Below are 23,487 nucleotides of genomic sequence, written 5' to 3' on the forward strand. Positions count from 1 at the left end.
AGTCTGTCAGAAACTTAGTTTCTTATCGACGTCGTTAGTTCCCTTTTGCTGCTGATTGTATAAATCGCAATCAAGCACGGTATTTAAGCCGCCCTTTGGTAAATCAAAATCTAAATTCTTTTTAATGCCCAATGATTCATCAGCATAAACCTTTTTCAGATACAACGCAAAAATTGGTAGCGCCGAATTTGAGCCTTCGCCCATACGTGTGGTGCGGAAATGAAAGTCGCGGTTTTCGCAGCCGGTCCAAACGCCTGTTACCAGTTTAGGCGTCATGCCTATAAACCAACCATCCGAGTTGTCCTGCGTAGTGCCTGTTTTACCGGCAATGGGGTTAGTGAAATGATATTTCCATCTTAAACGGTTACCTGTGGCGCCCGACATGTCAACCACGCTTTTCAGCATATCAACCATTACATAGGCATTTTGGTCGTTCATTACCAGTTTTACCTTGGGTGTATAATTATATATTTCGTTTCCATTTTTGTCTTCAATACGTAAAAGATAGGTTGGCTCTGTCCATATGCCGTGATTTGCAAACACAGAATAAGCCCCGGTCATGTCCATTACTGTAGCATCAAATACGCCCAAGCAAATACTTGGATATGGGGGCACATCATTGTGAATCCCCATTTTTTTGATCAGTTCCATTACCGGCGTAGGGCCAACCTCATTCATCATATAGGCAGTCACCCAGTTTTGAGAATGCGCCAAAGCTGTACGTAAAGTAATCATCCCGGGGACGGTTTCCAACGGCGATGAACCCGGGGTCCAGTCGGGCGCGCCCGGACTTTTAATGGTAATTGGTACGTTGTCAACCTGGTAACATGGTGAATAACCATTTTCAATAGCTACCGCATAGGTAAACGGTTTAGCTGTCGAACCTACCTGCCGCGCACCTTGTTTTACCTGGTCATACTTAAAATGTGCAAAATCAATACCGCCCACCCAGGCTTTTACGTAGCCGGTGGTTGGGTCCATACTCATCATGGCGTTACGCAGCAGCATTTTGCAGTACACAATGGAGTCGATTGGTTTCATCACCATATCCGTGTCTCCCCGCCAGGTAAACATATTTAGGGTGTCAGGCGTATAGAAGTTATGAATGATATCTTCTTCTGACATACCTTCAGATTTTAATTCACGGTACCTGTCAGACTGATGCATGCCCTGGTCAATCAGCAGTTTATAATTTTTGATTTTCTCCGAGAGTTTAACACCTTTCCACTGACTATTAAATTGAACCTGCAGGTCGCGCATGTATTCGCGTTGTGCCTCCTCGGCATACTGCTGCATGCTGTAATTAATGGTGGTATATATTTTTAAACCGTCACGGTCAATATCGTAAGGCGTACCGTCAGGTTTGGTAATCGTCGACAAAATCTTTTTCACGTCATCTTTTAATACCGCCCTGAAATAGGGTGCCAAGCCATCCACATGGTTGGTTTGATGGTAATCCAATCCCAATGGTTTGGCTTTTAACTCGTTGGCCTGCCCCTCGCTAATATATCCTTCGTCAGCCATACGTTTTAAAACAAAGTTGCGGTTGGCCATAGCACGCTCCGGATGCCTTACCGGCGAGTTTCTGGTGGTTGATGTCAGCATCTGGATCAACACCGCTGCCTGGTCGGCAGTTAAGTTTGCCGGCGTGGTGTTAAAGTAAGTTTGCGCGGCCGAGGCTATACCAAAAGTGTTTGAGCCAAAATCGACCGTATTCAAATACATGGTAATTATTTCCTGCTTGGTATAATGTTTCTCAATACGAACGGCCACAATCAGTTCGCGTAGTTTTTGAATGATACGCTTAATCGCATTATGTGCAGGCTGTTCGCTCGAAAACAAATTCTTAGCTAATTGCTGTGTAATGGTACTGGCCCCCTGTTTTTTATTAAGCAGGTTATAAGGTATGATAGAAAACGTACGCCAGAAATCAATACCTGAATGGCTGTAAAAGTGATTGTCTTCCTTTGCCACCAAAGCGTTGATAACATTAGGGGATATTTCGCGATAGGTTACGCTTGAGCGGTTTTTGAAATAATATTTGCCCAATATTCGTTTATCAGACGAAATAATTTCTGACGCCTGGTCGCTTTTGGGATTTTCCAGGTCGCGCAGGGACGGTAGTGTACCAAATACGCCTAAGGCGGTAAGTCCCAGCATAATTACCACCATCACAAAACAACCAATAAAAAATCTCCAGATGTACCAATTGTATCTTCTTATATCCTGGGGCGATAGCTTTTCAATCATTATTTTAAAAGGGTTTGTTGATAATATTCAATATAATCATCCAACATTTTTTTGTCCGCTAATTTATCCAGATTTTGTTTAGTGGCGATAAAAAAACTGTATTTATCGGCTGGTACCTTCATAATTTGAGCCATAAGTGGAATAATACCACGTGCGTAAGTTTTTGCCGCATCAAAGCCTCTGAATGGCCCAACATAAATTAGTTGGTTATCAGGACCGGCATTTTTTAGCCGGTGCACAATATTACTAAACTGAAAGTTAATACGATTATACTGTCCAATACCAAAACGCGACGACGACAGATCTGTTGTGCCGGTGCTGACATCCACCACAAAAAAATAATTGGTGCTGTCGCGCTCATTAAACACGTGTGGTATTTTTCTGGAGGGCTGCGATATCGATACTTGTCTGCTGCTAGTGGTGTCTGTGGGTTTGGTAACGGGTGCTTTAGCCGTGAAAGCAGTGTCAGCCTTTTTAATTGTCGTATTGCCAACTGCTGCCAGAGGTGTTTTAATTGCTGTTGGTGTGTCTGCTTTTGTAGTTATAGCTGCTGGTTCAACGGGTTTTTCTGTCACCGCTACAAACTGGCGGTTGCGGTTTAGTGCTGCGTCTTCGTGGTTTTCAACAGGCGGACTAAACATCGTTGTGTCTGTGCCCATGATGGCAAATGGTTGTGCTGTAAGCTCAGGCAGGTTGGCATCTACATAAATTAAGTGCTGTTTCACCAATGGGGTAATCAGTGGGTCGCCTGGATATGCTATCGCGATCTGCTGAAGCTCGTCACGGAAAGATGCTACTTTTTCAAGGTGGCCTGACGCTATGGTTCGCAGGTAATAAATCTGTGCAGCGTATTTATTGCCCGGATATTGTTTCAACAAGCTATCGGCACTAATAATTACCTGTGCAAAGTTTTTGCGACTGTAAAGGTTGTATACCTGGTTATAAGCTTCATTAAGTTGTGCGTCTTTATCGCCCAGTTTTTTAGCGTAGTCAGGGTCTATGATAACCTTGGCATAAACAGTCTCCCCATATTCTTTGAGGATGCGATTTTTGTAGTCGGCAGATTTTTGCGGATCGATGTTGCTGTACAAACGATACAGGGAATAATAAATCGGGGCCTTGTCAGGTTGGTTCGGGAACTTGTTTAACAAAAGCTCATAATTGGCGATAGCGTCTTTTTTCTCTTCTAATACATCCCGATAAAAATTAGCCATATCAAGGTATGCATTATAAATCCGGGCGTTTGATTGTGCCAGCAAGGCAGGCGTAACGGGTAAGTTTTGTAATAACTGCTGACGATAATTTCCGGCAGATGCCTGACTGGCGCTTTTGCGAATATCAGCGACAGTAGCATCCGGGTCAAACAAGCCGCTTGAGGGCTGTTGTGCAACGGTTGGGTTACCGGCTAAGCTGGTGCTGGCATCGTTTTTACTGGCGTGGCGCCAGTTGTCGGTAAGTTTGCGGTCGCCCCATCTACGTTTAAAGTCATTGTATCCCTGGCTCACGGCTGCGGCATTGTAGAAATAGAAACTGCTGCCGGTTGCGGCTTGCCCTGTTGGTTGAGCCGGCGTTTTTGCAAACGGGTTATTTGCCAGGCTCTGTCCAGGGCCACCGGTATAAGTGGCCGCCGTGGCAGTTCTTTCTTGCAATATATGTTCATTTACTAATGAGTCGATTGCCTTCGCCCGGTCGGCATCATTTAGTCTGGCCAGGCTTTGCAGGGTATCTTCGCGAGCTATAATTTGTAATTTGTTAACTAATAACTGCAGGTTATTACTTTTCTTTTGGATGCTTTTATAATCCGGGTAATTTGGCGAAAGGTTGATAAGCGTGCTGTCGTAGTATTTTTTGGCGCCCACATAATCGGCTTTTTGGTTAAAGTCTATATCCGCGATACGCATATAGGCTAATCCTTTTTGGTTTTGATTTTTCAGGCTGCTGCGGGCAGACAGGCGGTAATATTTCAGTGCGCTGGAAATGTCTTTGTTAGCCGCGTAGATTTCAGCTACCTGGAAATAGATCTGATCATTAAAATCTATGTTGTTTTGATCCCTCAGCAAACTCAATAGCAAATCAACGCGATTAACCTTAATCCCATTACGCATTTCCTGCAGGCGGATTCTGTTGAGCTGGGCATTGAATGCCATCTCAAACGAAGCATTACTTTTAACAATGCTATTATAGCTTTTCAGAGCCTCGTCATTTTCACGATTCAGTTCCTGTAACTGGCCTAGTATAAAAGTCCAGCGCAAGCGTTCGTCGGTGCTTCCTGTATAGGCAATGGCATTTTTGGCGGCAACTTCAGCGTCGGCGTAGTTTTGTGTGTTGATGTTGTATTGTAATGCGGCAGCATAAATCGCGGCAGGCAAGTGTTGCTTTGGCTTTTTGGGGTCCAAATCCTGAAAGGCTGAGTCCAGCGCTCCCTTTGCCTCTTTATTATTATTTAAATACAGCAGTGATCTGATTTTCCAGGCATATGCCTCCTGGGTCAACTTAATATTAGCCGGATAAGACCGTATCACATAACTGAATAACTCAACCGCGTCAAAATATTTTCCCTTTAGGTAGTTAGCTTTACCCATAACCAGGTAAGCGGTACCCACAAATTTGCTTTGCTCTTTCTCGTTAATAATAGTATTGGCCCGAAAAATCACAGCATCCAGGTCTTTATCGTCTCCGCTGTTATGGGCCAAAGTATCCCGGTAAACACTCAGGATGTTGGAATACTGATCTATATAACTGTTTGCGTAGGTTTCTTGTTTCTGGCGCAGAATCTCGTCAGCATTATATAATATATTATACGCTGCGGTAACATTTTGCATAAAACGGTTAAAGCCTGTCTCTTTTTCGAAAGAACAAGCTGCCAGGAACAAAATAGAAAGTCCCGCTAAAAAGTTAAATGACTTATTTATACTATATATTTGGAAGCGCCCTGAGTTCAAAATTAGAATTATAAAAGCATTGCTAATTTAGTAAACATTATGATGTATGATTTATAAATTTGCGGATGGCAAAAACTGAACAAGATAACGGCGCCGGCAACAAGAATACGGTAACTAATTACGCCAGGTTTATGGGTATGGCTTTCCAGATGCTGGTTATAATTGGCTTATTTACTTTTGCCGGTTATAAAATTGATCAAAGCGCCGGGCACGATACCAAATGGGTTACTGCCACACTGGCGTTGGTTGGTGTATTCATTGCATTATTTATCGTTATCAGATCTATCAAAAATTGAAACTAGCCGTTAAAATATTCCCATTTGTTATATTTAGCTTATTATTGGCCCTAGCGCCCATATGTTTAATGTATTTTGGCGATAAAAGTTTAATTATTCCACAGTTCTGGATACTTTTTTCGTTTGTAGGCGGGTTAACCCTTTTAGCCATCACCGGCATTCTTACCGCGCAAAAAGTAAGCCCCGAATTGGGTACTCAGGCCTTCATGGCCGCAACTGTTATCAAGCTACTGGCATGCCTTGTTTTTGTACTGGTTTTTTTTCTGAAACACAAGGTTAACCGACCCATTTTTATGGCTGATTTTTTCTATTTATATTTCTTAAATACAGGCTTTGAAGTTTATGTTTTGTTGCGTAACTTGCGCAACCAAAATTTAAAGTAAAAAACTTTATTTAGATGTATAAAAGCTCAATTTTGAAATCAAAAATTTTTAGAGGTTTACAGATTTTATGCGTTTTTTTAACGCTGACGGCGTTTTTAACACCGGCAATTGCCCAGGATAAACCTACCCACGAAACTGAAAATGGCACTGAAAAGAAATTTGAGCCAAGCGAAGTAATTTTAGAGCACATTGCCGATTCTCACTACTTCCACATCGGTGGCGAAGTTTCATTCCCGCTGCCGGTTATTTTATATACTGATAAAGGTCTGGAAGTTTTCTCATCTGAACATTTTGAACACGGTAAAGCTAATTATACCGGAAAATATCATACCTATAGTTTAGTTGATAATAAAATTAATATTGTTGACGGAACAGGCTCATTAACTGATTTTTCAATCACCAAGAACGTAGTGAGTATGTGGATGTCTATTCTATTATTACTTATTATTTTCTTGTCGGTAGCATCGGCCTATAAAAAACGCGATGGTAAAGCGCCAAAAGGCTTACAGTCTTTTATGGAGCCTATTATTCTTTTTGTGCGTGACGATATTGCCCGCCCAAATATCGGTTACAAATACCAGCGCTTTATGCCGGTATTGCTAACTATATTCTTTTTTATCTGGATCAATAACCTTATCGGTTTGGTTCCTTTCTTTCCAGGCGGCTCTAACTTAACCGGTAACATTGCGGTAACGTTGGTATTGTCAGTGCTTACTTTGTTTATGGTTAACCTTAACGGTAACAAACATTACTGGGCTCACGTATTTGTACCTGCCGATGTGCCGGTTTGGATATGGCCTTTATGGTGGGTTATTGAGTTGGTTGGTATCATATCTAAGCCATTTGCATTGATGATTCGTTTGTTTGCCAACATCACTGCAGGTCACATCATTGTATTGAGCTTGATCTCGTTGATCTTCGTATTCAAATCAATGGCTATTGCACCGGTTTCGGTAGCATTCGTAGTATTTATGGATGTGCTGGAGCTATTGGTTGCAGCTTTGCAGGCGTTCATCTTTACCTTGCTTACCGCGTTATTTATCGGTACTGCAATTGAAGAGGCTCACCACTAATTAGTAAATAACTATAATACATATATTAACTTTTAAATTTAAAACAATGATTGGAAGTATCGCTGCATTAGGTGCAGGTTTCGCAGTAATCGGTGCTGGTATTGGTATCGGTCAAATCGGTGGTAAAGCCGTTGAAGGTATCGCTCGTCAGCCAGAAGCTGCTGCAAAAATCCAAACTGCAATGATTATCGCTGCTGCTCTTGTTGAGGGTGTTGCGCTTTTCGCTGTGGTAGTATCATTCTTAGGCTTGAAATAAGCCTGAGGCAAAACATTTAACCGTACTTGCAGCGGTTGGCAGCAGGTACGGTTATTTAAATTGAATTTTCACAAGTATTATATAGATATAAATAAATGAATTCATTAGTAACTCCGGATTGGGGCCTGGTATTTTGGACCACCGTATCGTTCGCGGTATTGTTTTTCTTATTGGCCAAATTTGCCTGGAAACCTATCATGACTGCGATCTATGAAAGAGAGCGCAATATTGAAGATGCATTGCTTAAAGCTGAGGCTGCTAAAGATGAAATGTCTCGTTTAACCAACGAAAACGAAGCTCTATTAAAACAAGCCCGGGCTGAACGCGATGTGATTTTAAGCGAAGCTAAAAAACTGAAAGATCAGATTGTTGCTGAAGCTAAAGAAGCTGCTCACGCTGAAGGTGCACGCCAGATTGAATTGGCCCGCGTTGAGATCAACAATCAAAAAGCTATAGCTATGGCCGATGTTAAAAATCAGGTAGCCTCTTTGTCATTAGAGATTGCTGAGAAAGTTTTGAAACAACAGCTAGCAGATAGCGCTAAACAAGACGAGTTGGTTAGCCAGCTTTTAAAAGAAGTGAAATTGTAATTTCGGATTTCGGAATTGCGATTTCGGAATAAGAAATTAGATAGTTACACAATTGAATTTGAATTGACGATAGCGGTAAATCCGAAATCGTAAATCCAAATTCCGAAATCAAAAATATGTCAGAATTAACGGTAGCATCCAGATACGCCAAATCAATTATAGACCTGGCTCAAGAGCAAAATTCTCTTGAGGTTGTAAGTAATGATGTGGTTGATCTTCTGAAAACCTTGAAAGCAAACGCGCAGTTAGCAGCGGTTTTAAGTAATCCTATCATATCGCACCAGAAAAAACTTGGTATCCTTACAGCTTTGTTTGAGGGCAAAATGAACAAGCTTACGCTGGAGTTTTTTAAGCTGATGATTAACAAAGGCCGTGGCAACGTTTTGTTTGCTACAGCGCATGAGTTTGTTAACCAGTACGATGTATTGAAACACATTACCCAGGCTACCGTAGTTTCTGCTACTCCGCTTTCAGAAGCAAACAAAGCTCAAATTTTAGCCGAAGTAAAAGCTGCTGTTGGCGGCGAGGTAACACTGGAAGCAAAAGTTGATGCGTCATTGATTGGTGGTTTTGTTTTAACCGTAGGCGACAGACAGATTGACACCAGTATTGCAAATAACTTAAGGAAATTGAAAAAGAACTTTGCTAAAGGCATCGTTTAATAATTACGTAAAAATCTCAAAATTTAAATAAAACTATGGTAGAGGTAAGACCAGACGAAGTATCAGCCATTTTGCGTCAGCAGTTGGCCGGTTTCAAGTCAGAATCTGAATTAGAAGAAGTGGGTACTGTACTCCAGGTGGGTGATGGTATTGCACGCGTCTACGGTTTAACAAAAGTACAATCAGGCGAGTTGGTTGAGTTTGACAACGGCTTACAGGGCATCGTGTTGAACTTGGAAGAAGATAATGTGGGTGTTGTATTATTGGGCCAGTCTGACGAAATTAAAGAAGGTGATACTGTAAAACGTACCAACAAAATTGCCTCTATCAGAGTAGGTGAAGGTATGCTGGGCCGTGTTGTTGACACCCTGGGTAATCCAATTGATGGTAAAGGCCCCATAGCTGGCGAAACTTACGAAATGCCTATTGAGCGTAAAGCTCCTGGTGTTATTTACCGTCAGCCGGTAACTGAGCCGCTTCAAACCGGTATCAAAGCTATCGATGCCATGATCCCTATCGGTCGTGGTCAGCGTGAGTTGGTAATCGGCGACCGTCAAACTGGTAAAACTGCGGTTTGTATCGATACCATCATCAACCAAAAAGAATTTTATGATGCCGGCAAGCCGGTAATCTGTGTATACGTTGCCTGCGGTCAAAAAGCTTCGACCGTAGCTAACATTGTAAGAGTATTGGAAGAAAAAGGCGCTATGCCTTATTCTATCATCGTAGCTGCTAACGCGTCAGACTCTGCTACCATGCAGTTCTTCGCGCCATTTGCTGGTGCAGCTATCGGCGAGTATTTCCGCGATACAGGCCGTCCTGCTTTGATCGTTTATGACGACTTGTCGAAACAAGCGGTAGCTTACCGTGAGGTATCATTGTTATTACGTCGTCCACCGGGCCGTGAGGCTTACCCTGGTGACGTATTCTATCTGCACAGCCGTTTATTAGAGCGTGCTGCTAAAATCAACTCGAACGACGCTATCGCTCAGTCAATGAACGATTTGCCTGAGTCAATCAAACACATCGTTAAAGGTGGTGGTTCATTAACCGCGCTTCCGATCATTGAAACTCAGGCAGGTGACGTATCAGCATACATCCCAACCAACGTAATTTCCATTACTGACGGTCAGATCTTCTTAGAGTCAAACCTGTTCAACGCAGGTGTTCGTCCGGCTATTAACGTGGGTATCTCGGTATCTCGTGTAGGTGGTAACGCACAGATCAAATCAATGAAGAAAGTTGCCGGTACCTTGAAACTTGATCAAGCTCAATACCGCGAGTTAGAGGCTTTCTCTAAATTCGGTTCAGATTTGGACGCTTCAACTAAAAACGTACTGGACAAAGGTGCACGTAACGTGGAAGTATTGAAACAAGGTCAGTACTCACCAGTATCGGTTGAAAAACAAGTAGCTATTATTTACCTGGGTACTAAAAACTTAATGCGTAGTGTACCCGTAAACAGAGTTCGCGATTTCGAAGCTGAGTATACTACTCAATTAGAGTTGCGTCACCCTGAGGTATTGGCAGGTTTGAAAGCCGGTAAATTTGACGACTCTTTAACCAGCGTGTTAGAAACCGTTGCTAAAGAAGTTGCAGCGAATTATAATTAATGTGCGAATGTGCGGATATGCAAATATGCAGATGATTGCATAGCCGCACATTTGAAATAAATACAAGCAAATTCATTTGCACATCTGCACATAAGCAAATTTGCACATTCAATAAATGGCTAATTTAAAAGAAGTAAGAAACAGGATAAGCTCGGTTAACTCAACTCAGCAAATCACCAAGGCAATGAAAATGGTTTCGGCTGCAAAGTTGAAACGTGCTACCAATGCTATTGTTGAGTTGCGCCCATATGCTAACAAGCTGAAAGAGTTGCTGTCAAACTTATCTTCAAGTTTAGAGGATGGTTCATCACCGTTTTTAGAGCAGCGGGAGCCGGTGCGTGTATTGGTGGTAGCTGTTACCTCAAACCGTGGTTTGGCCGGTGCTTTTAACTCTAACGTTATTAAAACCGCTAACAACCTGATTGCAGAGAAATACAGCGAGCAGTTTAAAGCCGGTAATGTTTCTATCATTGCTATTGGTAAAAAAGCGCAGGAGTTTTATGAGCGTCGTAAATACAATGTTATTGGTAACAATAACGAGGTTTATAACGATTTGAACTTCAATACCGTTTCAGCTATTACCGAAGCTATTATGGAAGGTTTCCTGAAAGGTAAGTATGACCGTGTTGAGGTTGTTTATAACCACTTCAGAAATGCTGCCGTACAATTCCTGATCACCGAGCAGTTATTGCCTGTGCCAAAATCAGAGCAGGAGCAAGAGAAAAAAGACGCTAAACAGGTTGACTATATCCTGGAGCCATCTCAAGCAGAGATTGTTGAGCAGCTGATCCCTAAAAACATCAAGATACAATTGTATCGTGCGGTTTTAGACTCAGTAGCTTCAGAACACGGCGCACGTATGACCGCCATGGATAAAGCAACCGAAAACGCAGGCGACCTGTTGAAAGCCCTGAAGCTTTCATACAATCAGGCCCGCCAGGCAGCCATCACCACCGAGCTTACCGAGATTGTGAGCGGTGCGGCAGCGTTATCGGCAGAATAAGGACCTTGATTTTTAGGATTTAAGGATTACCCCGATTATAACAAAAGGCTTACCATTGGTAGGCCTTTTTTATTTATTCCCCTTTTGTAGAGACGCGATGCTTCGCGTCTTATGCGGTAAGCAATTGCACATAAATCAATATTCCCGTTACAAAGGGTTACTTTTCTAAATTCCCGGTATCAATAAAAACCGAAAAAAGCACTTGCCGGTGCAGTAATCTTGACCTTGATTTATAGGATTTAAGGATTGCCGTGATTAAAAGCAAAAAGGCCGCACAATGTGAGGCCTTTTTGCTTTTTTAAATTACTCGATAAACAAAATCAAGTAATCTCTTAATCTTGACCTTGATTTATAGGATTTAAGGATTGCCGTGATTAAAAGCAAAAAGGCGTCACAATGTGAGGCCTTTTTGCTTTTTTAATTACTCGATAAACAAAATCAAGTAATCTCTTAATCCTATAAATCAAGGTCATGACATTATATCAAATCAAACCCAATATCTTTTCTAAAATAACAACCGTCATAATATATACGGCTGGCATCGGCGGTAGCCTGCTGCAGGGCATCGAACATATTATCGCGTAGCGCAGTGACCATCAGCACACGGCCACCTGTTGCTAAAACCTCGTCGCCGCTTTGGGTAGTGCCAGCCTGGAACACGTGCGAACCACGTACATTCTCAATACCGCTGATGGCTTTGTTTTTCAAATACTCGCCCGGGTAACCACCGGCCACGCAAACTACGGTCGCAGCAACTTTGTTAGATACCGCAAAGTCAACTTCGTTGAGGTTGCCGTTAGCCACGCCTAATAACAGGTCGACAAAGTCGGCTTCAATGCGGGGGAGTACGCTTTCGGTCTCCGGGTCGCCCATGCGGCAGTTGTATTCAATCATGTATGGGTCGCCACCGCAATTCATCAGGCCGATGAAGATAAAGCCCTTATAAGGGATGCCTTCCTGTTTCAAGCCGTTGATGGTTGGGATGATGATGCGATCTTCAACCTTTTTAATAAAAGCTTCGTCAGCAAATGGAACAGGTGATACCGAGCCCATGCCGCCAGTGTTTAAGCCGGTATCGCCTTCGCCTATACGTTTATAATCTTTGGCCGACGGTAAAATTTTATAGCTGTCACCATCAGTTAAAACAAATACCGATAGTTCGATGCCCGATAGAAACTGTTCGATCACGACTTTAGCGCTCGCTGCGCCAAATTTGGCTTCGGTCAGCATTTCTTTTAATTCTCTTTGGGCCTCTTCAAGCGTGGTGCATATCAATACACCTTTGCCGGCTGCCAGTCCGTCGGCTTTGAGCACGATAGGTAAACCGATGGTCGGCAAATAATCCAGGCCTTCCTGTAAAGTATCGGCAGTAAAGGTTTGCGAAGCCGCCGCCGGGATGTTATGGCGAGACATAAACTGTTTTGAAAAATCCTTGCTGCCTTCCAATTGAGCGCCTTCTTTCTGCGGACCGATAACCGGGATGCCTTTAAGCTCATCATCCGCCAGGAAAAAATCATGAACGCCTCTTACCAACGGTTCCTCCGGGCCTACCAACACCAGGTTAATACCGTTGCTTAAAACGCATTCTTTAATGCCTTCAAAATCATTCACGCCAACGTTAACGTTAGTGCCGTACTGGCCGGTACCCGCGTTACCGGGAGCAATAAACAATTTGTCGCATTTGGGGCTTTGAGCTATTTTCCAGGCGAAGGCGCTTTCCCTTCCGCCCGAGCCGAGGATCAGGATATTCATGGCGGCAAAGATAATTATTTGGTGGTAGTTATGATATTTAATAACTTCATAATACTAAACCTCTAATAGCGCTATGAGCCAAATTGTCAAATATATTCTGTGCTTTTTTTTGCTGATGATTGCAGCGCGACTTTCTTCATTCGCACAAACTGCGCTTGATAACCCTTTCGAAGTTTTTCACGGTGCTAAACCCAGAGGTAAAGTCGATTCAGTTTTGATCTATCAGTATCCTTACGAAGGTTCTCAAAACTATCTATATGTTTACAGCGAAAGCGGCCAGCTTATAAAGTTTGATTTATATAGATACTGGATCAATCCGGATTTTGGAACAAAGAATCGCGATACGCTAAAAATGTTCTATAACTATAACAAAGCCGGAAAACTGGTTTCGAAAACTGCAAGGTATGGAGGGAAGCCGGTAGCCTACCAATATTTACCATCCGCATACGGATATGCCATACGCACGTCAACTTACGATTCTACCAAAATCTACGAAATGCGGTTCAATAAATCGGGGAAGATGATTCAAAGTGGTACTTATAGTCGCGATGGTAAGCCTTACCGGCAATATGGAAATTACGACTACCAATATGATAGCAGGGGACATTTGATTGGAAAAATCGAATATTATAATGGCTCAATTCCCTTCTCTAAAATAACTTACAAATATAATGGTGATGGCGACGAAGTAGAAACGAAACAAGTTCTTCCCACAGCGCAGAGAATATATACTTACAAATATTCTAATTACGACAAAAAACATAACTGGACGCTGCAAGCAGTCGATTTCGCGAGGGTTATGGATGGAGATACCATCCATAATCAGATTACATATAGGCGACGTATTACCTATTACAAATAACCCCATTTTAACCTTTTTCTCCTTCTCCCTTTCGCCTCAAAAACGTACCTTTGCCTGTCATAATGACTTTAAAAATACAATGGCTTAATTATTGAGTTTGAGCCGTTATATAAAACTAAATATGTTAAATTTTATAAGTAAGCTTTTCGGAAGCAAATCAGAACGCGATGTTAAGGCGTTAATGCCTTACGTTGAAAAAATAAAGGCCGAGTATGCCAAGCTTGACCAGATTACCAACGATGAGCTGAGAGCCAGAACAGCCATTTTTAAGCAAATAATTAAAGATGGTTTAGCATCAATAGATGAAGAGATACAAGGTATTAAAAGCCAGACAGAGAACGCTGACATAGATGTTCATGAAAAGGTTGAGCTGTATACTCGTTTAGATAAATTACAGAAAGACAGGGACAAAGAGCTTGAAGTTATCCTGTTAAATATACTGCCTGAGGCATTTGCCGTGGTAAAGGAAACCGCCCGCAGGTTTGCCAATAATGCAACTTTAGAAGTTACTGCTACGGATTTTGACCGTAACCTGGCTGCCAAAAAAAGTAACGTGGTTATAAAAGGCGATAAAGCTATACACGCCAATACCTGGGTTGCTGCCGGCAACGAGGTTACCTGGAACATGGTTCATTACGATGTACAGCTAATTGGTGGTATTGTGCTGCACCAGGGTAAAATAGCAGAGATGGCCACAGGTGAGGGTAAAACACTGGTAGCTACGCTGCCTGCCTACCTGAATGCGCTGGCTGGTCAGGGTGTGCACATTGTAACGGTGAATGATTACCTGGCACGCCGTGACTCGGAGTGGATGGGGCCGCTTTATGAGTTCCACGGCTTATCGGTTGATTGTATTGACAAACACGAACCAAACGGCGAAGAACGTCGCGCAGCTTATTTAGCAGATATTACTTTTGGTACTAATAACGAGTTTGGTTTTGACTACCTGCGTGACAATATGACACGTAGCCCTGAAGAGCTGGTACAACGCAAGCTGCACTATGCCATGGTAGATGAGGTTGACTCGGTATTGATTGATGATGCCCGTACGCCTTTGATTATTTCCGGCCCGGTGCCACGTGGCGATGAACATGAATTTTATGAGTTGAAACCACGTATTGAGCGCTTGGTAAATGCGCAAAAAGCGTACATCAACAATGTGCTAAACGACGCTAAAAAAGCTATCGCCGAAGGCAAAACCGGACCTGAAGATGGTGGTATGTCATTATTACGGGCTTATCGTGGTTTGCCAAAAAATAAAGCACTGATTAAGTTCCTGAGCGAGGGCGCTAACAAGCAAACCTTGTTAAAGTCTGAAAATTACTATATGCAGGATCAGAATAAAGAGATGCACAAAGTGGATGCAGAGCTTTATTTTGTGATCGACGAAAAACAAAACTCGGTCGAGTTGGCCGAGAAAGGCATTGAACTGATCACTTCATCGGGCGAAGATCCTAACTTCTTTGTAATGCCCGACGTAGGTGTTGAAATTGCTGAGATTGAGAAGTCCGATTTGTCTGACGAGGAAAAGATCGCCAAAAAAGATGAGCTGATGCGCGATTTCTCGATCAAATCAGAACGTATCCACTCTGTAAACCAATTGCTCAAAGCTTATACTTTGTTTGAGAAGGATACCGAGTACATTGTTGACGAGGGTAAAGTAAAGATCGTTGACGAGCAGACAGGCCGTGTATTGGATGGCCGCCGTTATTCAGACGGTTTGCACCAGGCTATTGAGGCTAAAGAAAATGTGAAGGTTGAAGATGCCTCGCAAACTTTTGCAACCATTACCCTGCAAAATTATTTCAGAATGTACCACAAGCTTTGCGGTATGACCGGTACTGCGGTTACCGAAGCAGGCGAGTTCTGGGAAATATATAAATTGGATGTTGTTGAGATACCAACCAATACGTCAATCAGTCGTAAAGACATGGAAGATCTGGTTTATCGCACCGTCCGCGAAAAATACAATGCTGTTGCCGATGAGATTGTTAAACTAACCCAGGCCGGTCGTCCGGTGCTGGTGGGTACAACATCGGTTGAGATATCTGAGTTGCTGAGCCGTATGCTTAAGCTACGCGGTATTAAACACCAGGTATTAAATGCTAAATTACACCAAAAGGAAGCCGATATTGTTGCCGAAGCAGGCAAGGCCGGTACCGTAACCATTGCTACCAACATGGCTGGTCGTGGTACGGATATTAAGTTGGGCCCTGGCGTTAAAGAAGCCGGAGGTTTAGCTATCATCGGTACAGAGCGCCACGAGTCTCGCCGTGTCGACAGACAGTTACGTGGCCGTTCAGGTCGTCAGGGCGACCCGGGTTCTTCTCAGTTCTTCGTATCGTTAGAAGATAACCTGATGCGTTTATTTGGCTCAGAACGTATATCAAACCTGATGGTGCGTATGGGTATTGAAGAAGGCGAAGTAATTCAGCACTCAATGATCTCAAGCTCTATTGAACGCGCACAAAAGAAAGTTGAGGAAAACAACTTTGGTACCCGTAAGCGTTTGCTGGAGTATGACGACGTTATGAACTCTCAACGTACCGTGGTTTATTCAAAACGTAAAAATGCCCTGTTTGGCGAGCGTTTAGATGTGGATCTGAATAACACCATTTTTGATGTTGTTGAAGACGTAGTGACCGAGTATAAAGAGCAAAACAACTTTGAAGGTTTCCGCCTGGAAGTTATCCGTTTGTTCTCTGTTGACCTGGAAATTAGCCAGGAAGAATTCACGGGCACATCTGTGCATCAGTTAGCCGATAGGGTTTTTGCCGAAGTAACTGAGTTTTATAAACGCAAATCGGACGCTATTGCACAGCAGGCTTACCCGGTTATTAATGATGTTTACACTACCCGGGGTAATGTGATTGAAAGCATCGTAGTGCCATTTACCGATGGCGTAAGGGGCTTGCAGGTAGCCGTTCCATTAAAAACTGCAGTTGAGACACACGGTCATGAAGTAGTTAAATCGTTCGAGAAAAACGTTACCCTTGCTTTGATTGACGACGCCTGGAAAGAGCATCTTCGCGAAATGGACGAATTGAAACAGTCTGTACAAAACGCGGTGTACGAACAAAAAGACCCACTGTTGGTTTATAAGTTCGAGGCGTTTAACCTGTTCCGCTCAATGCTGGCTAATGTGAATAAGGATATCGTAAGCTTCTTATTCAGAGGTGGTATTGCGGTACAACAATCGGCCGGTGAGGTGCAGGAAGCACGCCCTCAGCCAAAAACTGATATGCGCCAAATGCGCACTTCAAAACCAGAACTGGTTGGCGATGGGAGCGGTTTGCCGGAATTTGAAGATACCCGCGAAGTGCAAAAACCAATGCCGGTACGGGTAGAACAAAAAATAGGTAGAAATGACCCTTGCCCTTGCGGTAGCGGTAAAAAATATAAAAGCTGCCACGGCATAGGCCAGGCGTAAATTCTGACCTTGATCCACTTGATTTAAGGATTACCAAGATTATGTAGGGTAACCTAAAATCCTTTAATCAGGCGAATCAAGGTTAAGACACTTTAACAATGAAAAAAGCATCCATTCATAAAGCAATTTTTAGCGGTATGATTGGGTGCCTTTTTTTTATCGCGATGTTTGTTGCCACAACCGCCAGGGCCCAAACCCGTGGCACAGTTGATTTGGTGAAAGACCCGCGTATTGATACTTTAGCCGCGAGACGCGCAAGTTTAAAGGTTGCCGGTGGGCACGCAACCGTAGCAGGAGGATATTCAACCACAGGGTACGGCTATCGGGTGCAGATTTATAACGGGACAAGCCGAAAGGAGGCTTATGATGCACAAGCCCGCTTTAATAACGAGCATCAGAGCATGCGCACTTATATTAGCTACGCTGAGCCAAATTATAAAGTACGTGCCGGAGATTTCAGGACCCGCCTGGAAGCCGAAAAATTATTACAGGAGCTAAAAGGTAAATTTGCAAGCCTTTTTATTATACCGGGAAAAATAAACCCACCCAAAATATCTACAGGAAATGATTAAACAGAGGATACAAGAACTTTCGAAAAACCTTTTTAATGAAGTGGTGGCTAATCGCCGGCATATTCATAGCCACCCGGAGTTATCTTTTCACGAGGTTGAAACCTCGGCTTTTGTAGCTAAGAAACTTGATGAACTGGGCATAGGCTGGGAGCGCATGGCCGATAACGGCCTGGTAGCCTTGATAAAAGGAGAGAAACCTTCTGACAAAGTTGTGGCCCTGCGTGCCGATATGGATGCCTTGCCAATCCTGGAAGCAAATGATGTGCCTTACAAGTCGCAAAATGATGGCGTGATGCACGCCTGTGGACATGATGTGCATACGTCATCGTTACTGGGAACCGCAAAAATCCTCACCGAATTAAAAAGTGAATTTGGCGGTACGGTAAAACTGATCTTCCAGCCGGCCGAAGAAAAGCTACCGGGTGGCGCCAGCCTGATGATTAAAGAAGGTGTGCTTGAAAATCCAAAACCTGATGCGGTGCTGGGCCAGCACGTTATGCCGCTAATTGATGCTGGTAAATTTGGTTTTCGTGCCGGTCAGTATATGGCCTCAACCGATGAGCTGTATGTCACCGTAAAAGGTAAAGGCGGTCACGGGGCACAGCCTCAGCAAAATATCGACCCGGTATTGATCACAGCACATATTTTGGTGGCTTTGCAACAAATCGTTAGTCGTAATGCGCATCCTGCAAACCCTACTGTGCTGTCGTTTGGCAAAGTGATTGCCAACGGCGCCACCAACGTCATTCCAAACGAGGTGAAGCTGGAAGGTACCTTTCGCGCTATGGATGAAGAATGGCGGGCCGAAGCTCACACAAAAATGAAGAAAATGGCCGAAGGCATAGCTGAATCAATGGGAGGTAGCTGCGAATTCAACATCATGAAGGGTTATCCTTTCCTGATCAACGAACCTAAGCTAACCCATGCTACCCGGGCTCATGCTGAAGATTACCTGGGCAAAGAAAACGTAGTTGATCTGGATATCTGGATGGCTGCCGAAGACTTTGCTTATTATTCGCAAGTGTCTGACGCTTGTTTTTACCGCATGGGCACACGTAATGAAAGCCGTGGTATTACCTCAGCGGTTCACACCCCGACTTTTGATATCGAAGAAACTGCTTTGGAGCAAAGTATCGGTTTGATGGCTTATCTGGCTATTAAGCAACTAGGTAATTAATTAAACCAGTTTTGTCATCCTGAGCGATAGCGAAGGATCTGCGAACTTTGCATTCACCGTTTTGGCAGATGCTTCGTTCCTCAGCATGACAAATCTCTAAAATCATGGTCAAAAAAAACCTTTTAGCTTTCTGCTTTTTGCTTTGCGCTTTCAGCTCAAAAGCTCAGCAGCCGCAACGCCGTTTTAATCCCGATACGGTATTAAACGTTGTCATCGACTCGCCTGTCAACATACGGTCGCATAAACTGAATGCGCAGGATTTTATTGATGCGGTACTGGCCGATACAGGTTTCTATAAAGCCTTTCGCAATATGAAACGTTATGGCTTCCTGGCGGCTAATGACATTTACACCTACGATAAAAAGAATAAGATCGACGGCGAGATTCATCGGCGTATCAAACACAGTATTGTAAACGGTAAACTTCAAACCGAATATCTTTTTAAACAAGATAAAGGGAATGTCTATAAACACAACGGCAAGTATGAGCTATACACTGTCGAGATGTTTGATTATATTTTCAATAACGCCTATAATTCTGGCTTTTCTGCTGCAGACCCATTGGCCGGCGTGGGCAAAAACGGGTCGTATAAAGACAAGTTGAAGACGCTGATATTTACGCCCGGGCGTAAAGTAACCGGCATTCCATTCATCAGCGGTAAAACAGAAATTTTTGGCCGCGATATGCGCCAGTTTTATTACTATGAATTTGCCCGCGGAAAATATCTCGACACTATACCCGTTTACCGCTTTAAAGTTATCAAAAAACCAAGCGTAGCCGATGGCGACGTTATGATACGTGAACTGACCACCATTTTTGATATGCGTACGTTCAAAATACTGGGTCGGTATGTAGATATGAAGTACAGCAATTTTCTTTTTGATTTTGATGTGAAGATGAATATCGAATTGCTGCCGTTTAATAACGAACTGCTACCTGCTAAAATCAGCTATCAGGGCAGTTGGAATGTACCTTTTCATAAAGAAGAGCGTGCCAGCTTCCTGATTGTGCAAAAAGATTATAAAAAATAATACGTAAAGAAAAAGGGTGTTACCCTTCGAGAGCCTCAGGGTGACACCCGCCTTTATTTTAATCGAAAAACAAAAAAGCCCGGCTATTACAGCCGGGCTTTTGATTTATCGCGTTAGTAGTTTTTACTTGCTTACTTCTTTCAACATTTCTTTAACGGCTGCCTCCAGTTGCTGGTCTTCGCCGGTTAAAACCTTATTATATTCGTTAGCTACGCGGATATCAGGTTCAAGTTCATGGTTTTCTGTAGGATGGGTTTCGCCATTACCCCAGCTTGATACCATAGGGATACCAAAGATGATCGAATTGTCAATTTGATTTTCCCACCATACTGCTGTACCTGTACCAGCCACCGGCATACCGATTAATTTACCAATACCCAGCTCCTTATAAGCATACGGGAACATAAATGCGTCTGAGTAATTGCCTTCGCTCATCAAAACGCAGCTTGGTTTGGTCCATTTATCGGCCGACTCGCCACCATAAGTTGAGTGACCTTGCGGACGCAGCTCAAAATAACGTTTGCCGCTCAGGAAGGTAACCAATTGATCATGCAGCCAACCACCGCCGTTAAAGCGTGTATCAACAATGAGCGCTTTTTTACGAATGTTTTTACCTAATACCTTATCAAAAAATACGCGATAGCTGCCTTCGTCCATGCCTTGTACATGCACGTAACCTACTTCGCCATGCGATAAGCTGTCGGTCAGATGTTCCATTTTACGTACCCAACGATCATATAGCAGATTGTTTTCAGCGCCGACTGCTATAGGTTTAACTGTTTCGTTATAAACCGTTTTGGTAGCCGGATCATGGAAGGTGATTAGTGTGTACTTACCGGCTTTGCCGTTTAGTAATTTGCTCCAGTCGGTATCGTCAGTAATTGCCGTGTTATCGATCTTGTCGATAACGTAACCCGGCTTCATTTTGGTTCTGGCAATAGCAAACGGCCCGCCGGTGATGATATCTTTAACTACCAAACCGTCGCCGCCTTTGGTGTAATCGTACAGTAAGCCCAGGGCAGCAGTACGCTCTCCGTCAGGAAAGTTGGCCACATAAATACCACCGGTGTGCGATACGTTAAGCTCGCCCAACAACTCGCTCAGCAATACCTGGAAATCATAACCATTGCTGATGTGCGGCAGGAATTTGCGGTAGTTTTCAGTATAGTAGGTCCAGTCGGCACCGTTTAATTTAGGGTCATACAGCTTTTTAGGAATCTCTTTAGCAGCGTGCTCAAAAATGTAAGCGCGCTCTGCCGATGGGTTGAGTACGAATGTGCTGTTGATTGGCACCGGCGTAGCACGGCCGTCATCAACACCAATTTTCATGATTCCACCGCCCGAAAGCATAAACAGTGTTTTACCATCCTTACTCATTTCTAACGATCCGCCACCTGAGTTGATCTCGGCCAGTATACGGCTTTCGTGCGTACGGGTTGAAAGCACCCAAAGGTTAAAGCCTTTGTCAAAGCGAGCTAAATAGTAAAGCTTCTCACCATCTTTTGATAGTTTTGAATCGCCGATATAGCTTGATACCAGGGTTAAACGGGTAGTACGATCCTCAAGGTTATCCAGGTTTGGCATAAACTCAGGGATTGCCGGCGGAGTGATCTTTTTCTTTTGTGCTTTGGCAATGCTGTCGGCTTTGGCAGCAGCTTTTTTAATATCTACCGAGTCGCGTTTGTCAATCTCGGTTCTAAGACCCAGGTCTTCTTTGCTCATTTCAAATTTATCCCAGGCCGCCTGGTCAAAAAACATGGCGTAAATATCGCCCTGCGCACCGCGGCTCAGGTTTTTCATGCCCTCTTTGTCGCTTACCCAGTACATCATCTTATCGTTCATGCCAAATTGTGGGTTGCCATCGTCAAAACCACTTTGCGTTAAGTTTACACGACCTTTTGAGCCATCAGCTTTGATCAAAACGATCTCGCTGTTACCTAATGCATTTGCTTCAGATGACTGGGCCAAAATATATTTGCTGTCGGCCGACCAAACAAAGTTCTGGTCGCCATCGGCATACGAGTAGTTTATACCCTCAGGCAAAATATCAATTGATTTTTTGCTGGCAATGTCATAAACCTTGATCACGTTACGCTCTTCCAGGTAAGCAATCTTCTTACCATCCGGAGATGGCACAGGCTGAAACTCGTCTTTATCTGTAGCAATCAATGGTTCGGTATTTAAAGTAGTTGCCGCATAGAAATAAGGCTCGCTTTTGTTAGCGATAGTTACTTTGTAAATATCCCATGATTTAGCATTTTCAACCGAGTAGATAATGCTTCTGCCGTCTGAAGAGAAATTGATCATACGCTCCTGGTAAGGAGTATTAGTGATCCTTTTCACAATACCGCCTTCAACCGATGTAGCGAAGATCTCGCCGCGGTAAACAAAAGCGATCTCTTTACCATCAGGCGATACTGCCATTTGAGAAGCGCCGCCTCTTACCGCAACGTTTTGTGTTTGGTCGCCGTCAAAATCGGCATTGATATCAATATTAATACGCTGCGGTTTGCCGCCTTCCTTAAGCGTATAAACCTCGCCGTTTTGGGTAAAGGCAAAAGTGCCGTTTTCTGCACGCGACAGGTTACGCACCGGGTCTTTTTCAAATGTGGTTAACTGGGTAATTTTGTTTATGTCAGCTTCGCTGGCGCGATATAGGTTTTGGTTGCCGTTACGCTCGCTCAGGTAATAAAAAGTACCGTTATCGCCCCAAACCGGCTCGCGGTCTTCACCTTTGTAAGTTGATACTTTGGTGTAGCTGCCGTTTTTGGTATTATAAACCCAAATGTCGCGGGTAATACCCGAGGTATGGTGTTTACGATAAGGGTTCTCATAACCTTTACTATCCTGGAAAATAAATTTGTCGCCGGCTTTGTTGTAATGTACAAACTCTGTACCGGCCGAGTTTACCATCACTGCGCGACCACCCTCGGCAGGTACTTTATACAATTTAATGAAGTAAGCATCCTCCGGAAACCTGACAGATGCAGCTACATCATGACGACGGGTGCCAAAATAAATGCTTTTGTCATTACCAGAAAACTCGAATGGAATATCACGGCCCGAATCGAAAGTAAGGCGTTTAGCGACGCCACCATCAGCAGGCATGGTATAAACATCAAAGTTGCCATAACGGTCGCTTGCAAAAGCAATGGTCTTGCCATCATGGCTCCAAACCGGGTATCCGTTGTATGAACTGTTAATGGTTAGCGGAATAGCGGATCCGCCGGTTGAGGCTACTTTAAAGATATTGCCTTTATATTCAAAAGCTATCCATTTGCCGTCGGGCGAGATAGCGGGCTGTTGCATCCACAAAGCGTGGGTTTGAGCAAATGATTGGCAAACAGCCATGCCCATCATCAGCATAATCAGTGAGAACTTTTTCATTATGATAAGTTAATTTCAAGGCGTAAGATAAGGAAAGAACCTGCAAAACACAAGATGTTTAAACGCAGATTAAGAAAGTTTTATGCTTTTGATAATTTGTGGGGTTTGGGATAGAGAGGACGCGTTAAAATAGGGAACGACACAGTATATGGGTGATAAAAAAGCGCATGGGGTAAATGCGCTTTTTTTATTTTCAAGCCTGTCATCT

The 23,487-nt window shown here is 43.4% G+C and carries 16 protein-coding genes; 12 read left to right on the forward strand and 4 right to left on the reverse strand.

Translation table 11 applies throughout. The features are described 5' to 3' along the window. Nucleotides 1-6 precede the first annotated feature (6 nt). Complete coding sequence (locus ACFS5N_RS14515; protein WP_377186952.1) at nt 7-2,250, reverse strand: penicillin-binding protein 1A; 2,244 nt, start codon at nt 2,248-2,250, stop codon at nt 7-9. Beyond that, nucleotides 2,250-5,192 (reverse strand): type IX secretion system periplasmic lipoprotein PorW/SprE, encoded by a 2,943-nt coding sequence (porW, locus tag ACFS5N_RS14520; protein ID WP_449289012.1) that lies wholly within the window; start codon nt 5,190-5,192, stop codon nt 2,250-2,252. Before porW ends, ACFS5N_RS14515 begins: the two co-directional genes overlap by 1 nt. A 65-nt stretch (nt 5,193-5,257) precedes the next feature. On the opposite strand from porW, the gene ACFS5N_RS14525 reads away from it, so the two are divergent. The 7 genes from ACFS5N_RS14525 to atpG all read left to right on the forward strand — a co-directional run bounded on the left by ACFS5N_RS14525 (nt 5,258) and on the right by atpG (nt 11,068). After that, nucleotides 5,258-5,488 (forward strand): AtpZ/AtpI family protein, encoded by a 231-nt coding sequence (locus ACFS5N_RS14525; RefSeq protein WP_377186958.1) that lies wholly within the window; start codon nt 5,258-5,260, stop codon nt 5,486-5,488. A 415-nt stretch (nt 5,489-5,903) separates the two neighbouring features. After that, nucleotides 5,904-6,944, forward strand: a complete 1,041-nt coding sequence (gene atpB / locus ACFS5N_RS14530; protein WP_377186962.1) for a F0F1 ATP synthase subunit A — start codon at nt 5,904-5,906, stop codon at nt 6,942-6,944. A gap of 46 nt (nt 6,945-6,990) precedes the next feature. Beyond that, nucleotides 6,991-7,200: an ATP synthase F0 subunit C gene (gene atpE, locus ACFS5N_RS14535; protein WP_144249961.1), complete on the forward strand. Its 210-nt coding sequence runs from the start codon at nt 6,991-6,993 to the stop codon at nt 7,198-7,200. Between the two features lie 95 nt (nt 7,201-7,295). After that, nucleotides 7,296-7,790: a F0F1 ATP synthase subunit B gene (atpF, locus tag ACFS5N_RS14540; RefSeq protein WP_377186965.1), complete on the forward strand. Its 495-nt coding sequence runs from the start codon at nt 7,296-7,298 to the stop codon at nt 7,788-7,790. Nucleotides 7,791-7,906: 116 nt separating this feature from the next. Further along, nucleotides 7,907-8,452 carry an ATP synthase F1 subunit delta gene (gene atpH / locus ACFS5N_RS14545; protein ID WP_377186968.1) on the forward strand — a complete coding sequence of 182 codons (546 nt, stop codon included), beginning with the start codon at nt 7,907-7,909 and terminating at the stop codon, nt 8,450-8,452. 35 nt (nt 8,453-8,487) lie between these two features. Beyond that, nucleotides 8,488-10,065, forward strand: a complete 1,578-nt coding sequence (gene atpA / locus ACFS5N_RS14550; RefSeq protein ID WP_377186971.1) for a F0F1 ATP synthase subunit alpha — start codon at nt 8,488-8,490, stop codon at nt 10,063-10,065. Nucleotides 10,066-10,180: 115 nt separating this feature from the next. Continuing rightward, the gene (gene atpG / locus ACFS5N_RS14555) at nt 10,181-11,068 is read left to right on the forward strand and encodes an ATP synthase F1 subunit gamma (protein ID WP_377186974.1); all 888 of its coding nucleotides are present in this window, start codon (nt 10,181-10,183) and stop codon (nt 11,066-11,068) included. Between the two features lie 477 nt (nt 11,069-11,545). Here the strand turns inward: atpG and purD are convergent, their stop codons facing one another. Next, nucleotides 11,546-12,820 carry a phosphoribosylamine--glycine ligase gene (purD, locus tag ACFS5N_RS14560; RefSeq protein WP_377186977.1) on the reverse strand — a complete coding sequence of 425 codons (1,275 nt, stop codon included), beginning with the start codon at nt 12,818-12,820 and terminating at the stop codon, nt 11,546-11,548. A 73-nt stretch (nt 12,821-12,893) separates the two neighbouring features. Here purD and ACFS5N_RS14565 point away from each other — a divergent pair, with 73 nt between their 5' ends. The 5 genes from ACFS5N_RS14565 (at nt 12,894) to ACFS5N_RS14585 (ending at nt 19,892) form a co-directional block, all read left to right on the forward strand. After that, complete coding sequence (locus tag ACFS5N_RS14565; RefSeq protein ID WP_377186980.1) at nt 12,894-13,682, forward strand: hypothetical protein; 789 nt, start codon at nt 12,894-12,896, stop codon at nt 13,680-13,682. Between the two features lie 121 nt (nt 13,683-13,803). After that, nucleotides 13,804-17,112, forward strand: a complete 3,309-nt coding sequence (secA, locus tag ACFS5N_RS14570) for a preprotein translocase subunit SecA (RefSeq protein ID WP_377186983.1) — start codon at nt 13,804-13,806, stop codon at nt 17,110-17,112. Nucleotides 17,113-17,210: 98 nt separating this feature from the next. Then, nucleotides 17,211-17,684, forward strand: a complete 474-nt coding sequence (locus ACFS5N_RS14575; protein ID WP_377186986.1) for an SPOR domain-containing protein — start codon at nt 17,211-17,213, stop codon at nt 17,682-17,684. After that, nucleotides 17,677-18,861 (forward strand): M20 metallopeptidase family protein, encoded by a 1,185-nt coding sequence (locus ACFS5N_RS14580; protein WP_377186989.1) that lies wholly within the window; start codon nt 17,677-17,679, stop codon nt 18,859-18,861. Before ACFS5N_RS14575 ends, ACFS5N_RS14580 begins: the two co-directional genes overlap by 8 nt. Nucleotides 18,862-18,965: 104 nt before the next feature. Continuing rightward, entirely contained in the window at nt 18,966-19,892 is a 927-nt protein-coding gene (locus ACFS5N_RS14585; protein WP_377186992.1) for a hypothetical protein, read from the forward strand. A gap of 123 nt (nt 19,893-20,015) precedes the next feature. Here the strand turns inward: ACFS5N_RS14585 and ACFS5N_RS14590 are convergent, their stop codons facing one another. Then, nucleotides 20,016-23,279, reverse strand: a complete 3,264-nt coding sequence (locus tag ACFS5N_RS14590; protein ID WP_377186994.1) for a S41 family peptidase — start codon at nt 23,277-23,279, stop codon at nt 20,016-20,018. Between the last annotated feature and the right edge of the window lie 208 nt (nt 23,280-23,487).

Origin of the sequence: Mucilaginibacter ximonensis (assembly GCF_042686265.1) — a bacterium.
Taxonomy (GTDB): domain Bacteria; phylum Bacteroidota; class Bacteroidia; order Sphingobacteriales; family Sphingobacteriaceae; genus Mucilaginibacter; species Mucilaginibacter ximonensis.

Bases quoted from the DNA above. Each gene is read 5' to 3' on its own strand.
- ACFS5N_RS14585 (WP_377186992.1), top strand. From the start codon at position 18,966: ATGGTCAAAAAAAACCTTTTAGCTTTCTGCTTTTTGCTTTGCGCTTTC.
- atpA (WP_377186971.1), top strand. From the start codon at position 8,488: ATGGTAGAGGTAAGACCAGACGAAGTATCAGCCATTTTGCGTCAGCAG.
- ACFS5N_RS14580 (WP_377186989.1), top strand. From the start codon at position 17,677: ATGATTAAACAGAGGATACAAGAACTTTCGAAAAACCTTTTTAATGAA.
- atpE (WP_144249961.1), top strand. From the start codon at position 6,991: ATGATTGGAAGTATCGCTGCATTAGGTGCAGGTTTCGCAGTAATCGGT.
- atpG (WP_377186974.1), top strand. From the start codon at position 10,181: ATGGCTAATTTAAAAGAAGTAAGAAACAGGATAAGCTCGGTTAACTCA.
- ACFS5N_RS14565 (WP_377186980.1), top strand. From the start codon at position 12,894: ATGAGCCAAATTGTCAAATATATTCTGTGCTTTTTTTTGCTGATGATT.
- atpH (WP_377186968.1), top strand. From the start codon at position 7,907: ATGTCAGAATTAACGGTAGCATCCAGATACGCCAAATCAATTATAGAC.
- atpF (WP_377186965.1), top strand. From the start codon at position 7,296: ATGAATTCATTAGTAACTCCGGATTGGGGCCTGGTATTTTGGACCACC.
- ACFS5N_RS14575 (WP_377186986.1), top strand. From the start codon at position 17,211: ATGAAAAAAGCATCCATTCATAAAGCAATTTTTAGCGGTATGATTGGG.
- ACFS5N_RS14590 (WP_377186994.1), bottom strand. From the start codon at position 23,279: ATGAAAAAGTTCTCACTGATTATGCTGATGATGGGCATGGCTGTTTGC.
- purD (WP_377186977.1), bottom strand. From the start codon at position 12,820: ATGAATATCCTGATCCTCGGCTCGGGCGGAAGGGAAAGCGCCTTCGCC.
- ACFS5N_RS14515 (WP_377186952.1), bottom strand. From the start codon at position 2,250: ATGATTGAAAAGCTATCGCCCCAGGATATAAGAAGATACAATTGGTAC.
- ACFS5N_RS14525 (WP_377186958.1), top strand. From the start codon at position 5,258: ATGGCAAAAACTGAACAAGATAACGGCGCCGGCAACAAGAATACGGTA.
- secA (WP_377186983.1), top strand. From the start codon at position 13,804: ATGTTAAATTTTATAAGTAAGCTTTTCGGAAGCAAATCAGAACGCGAT.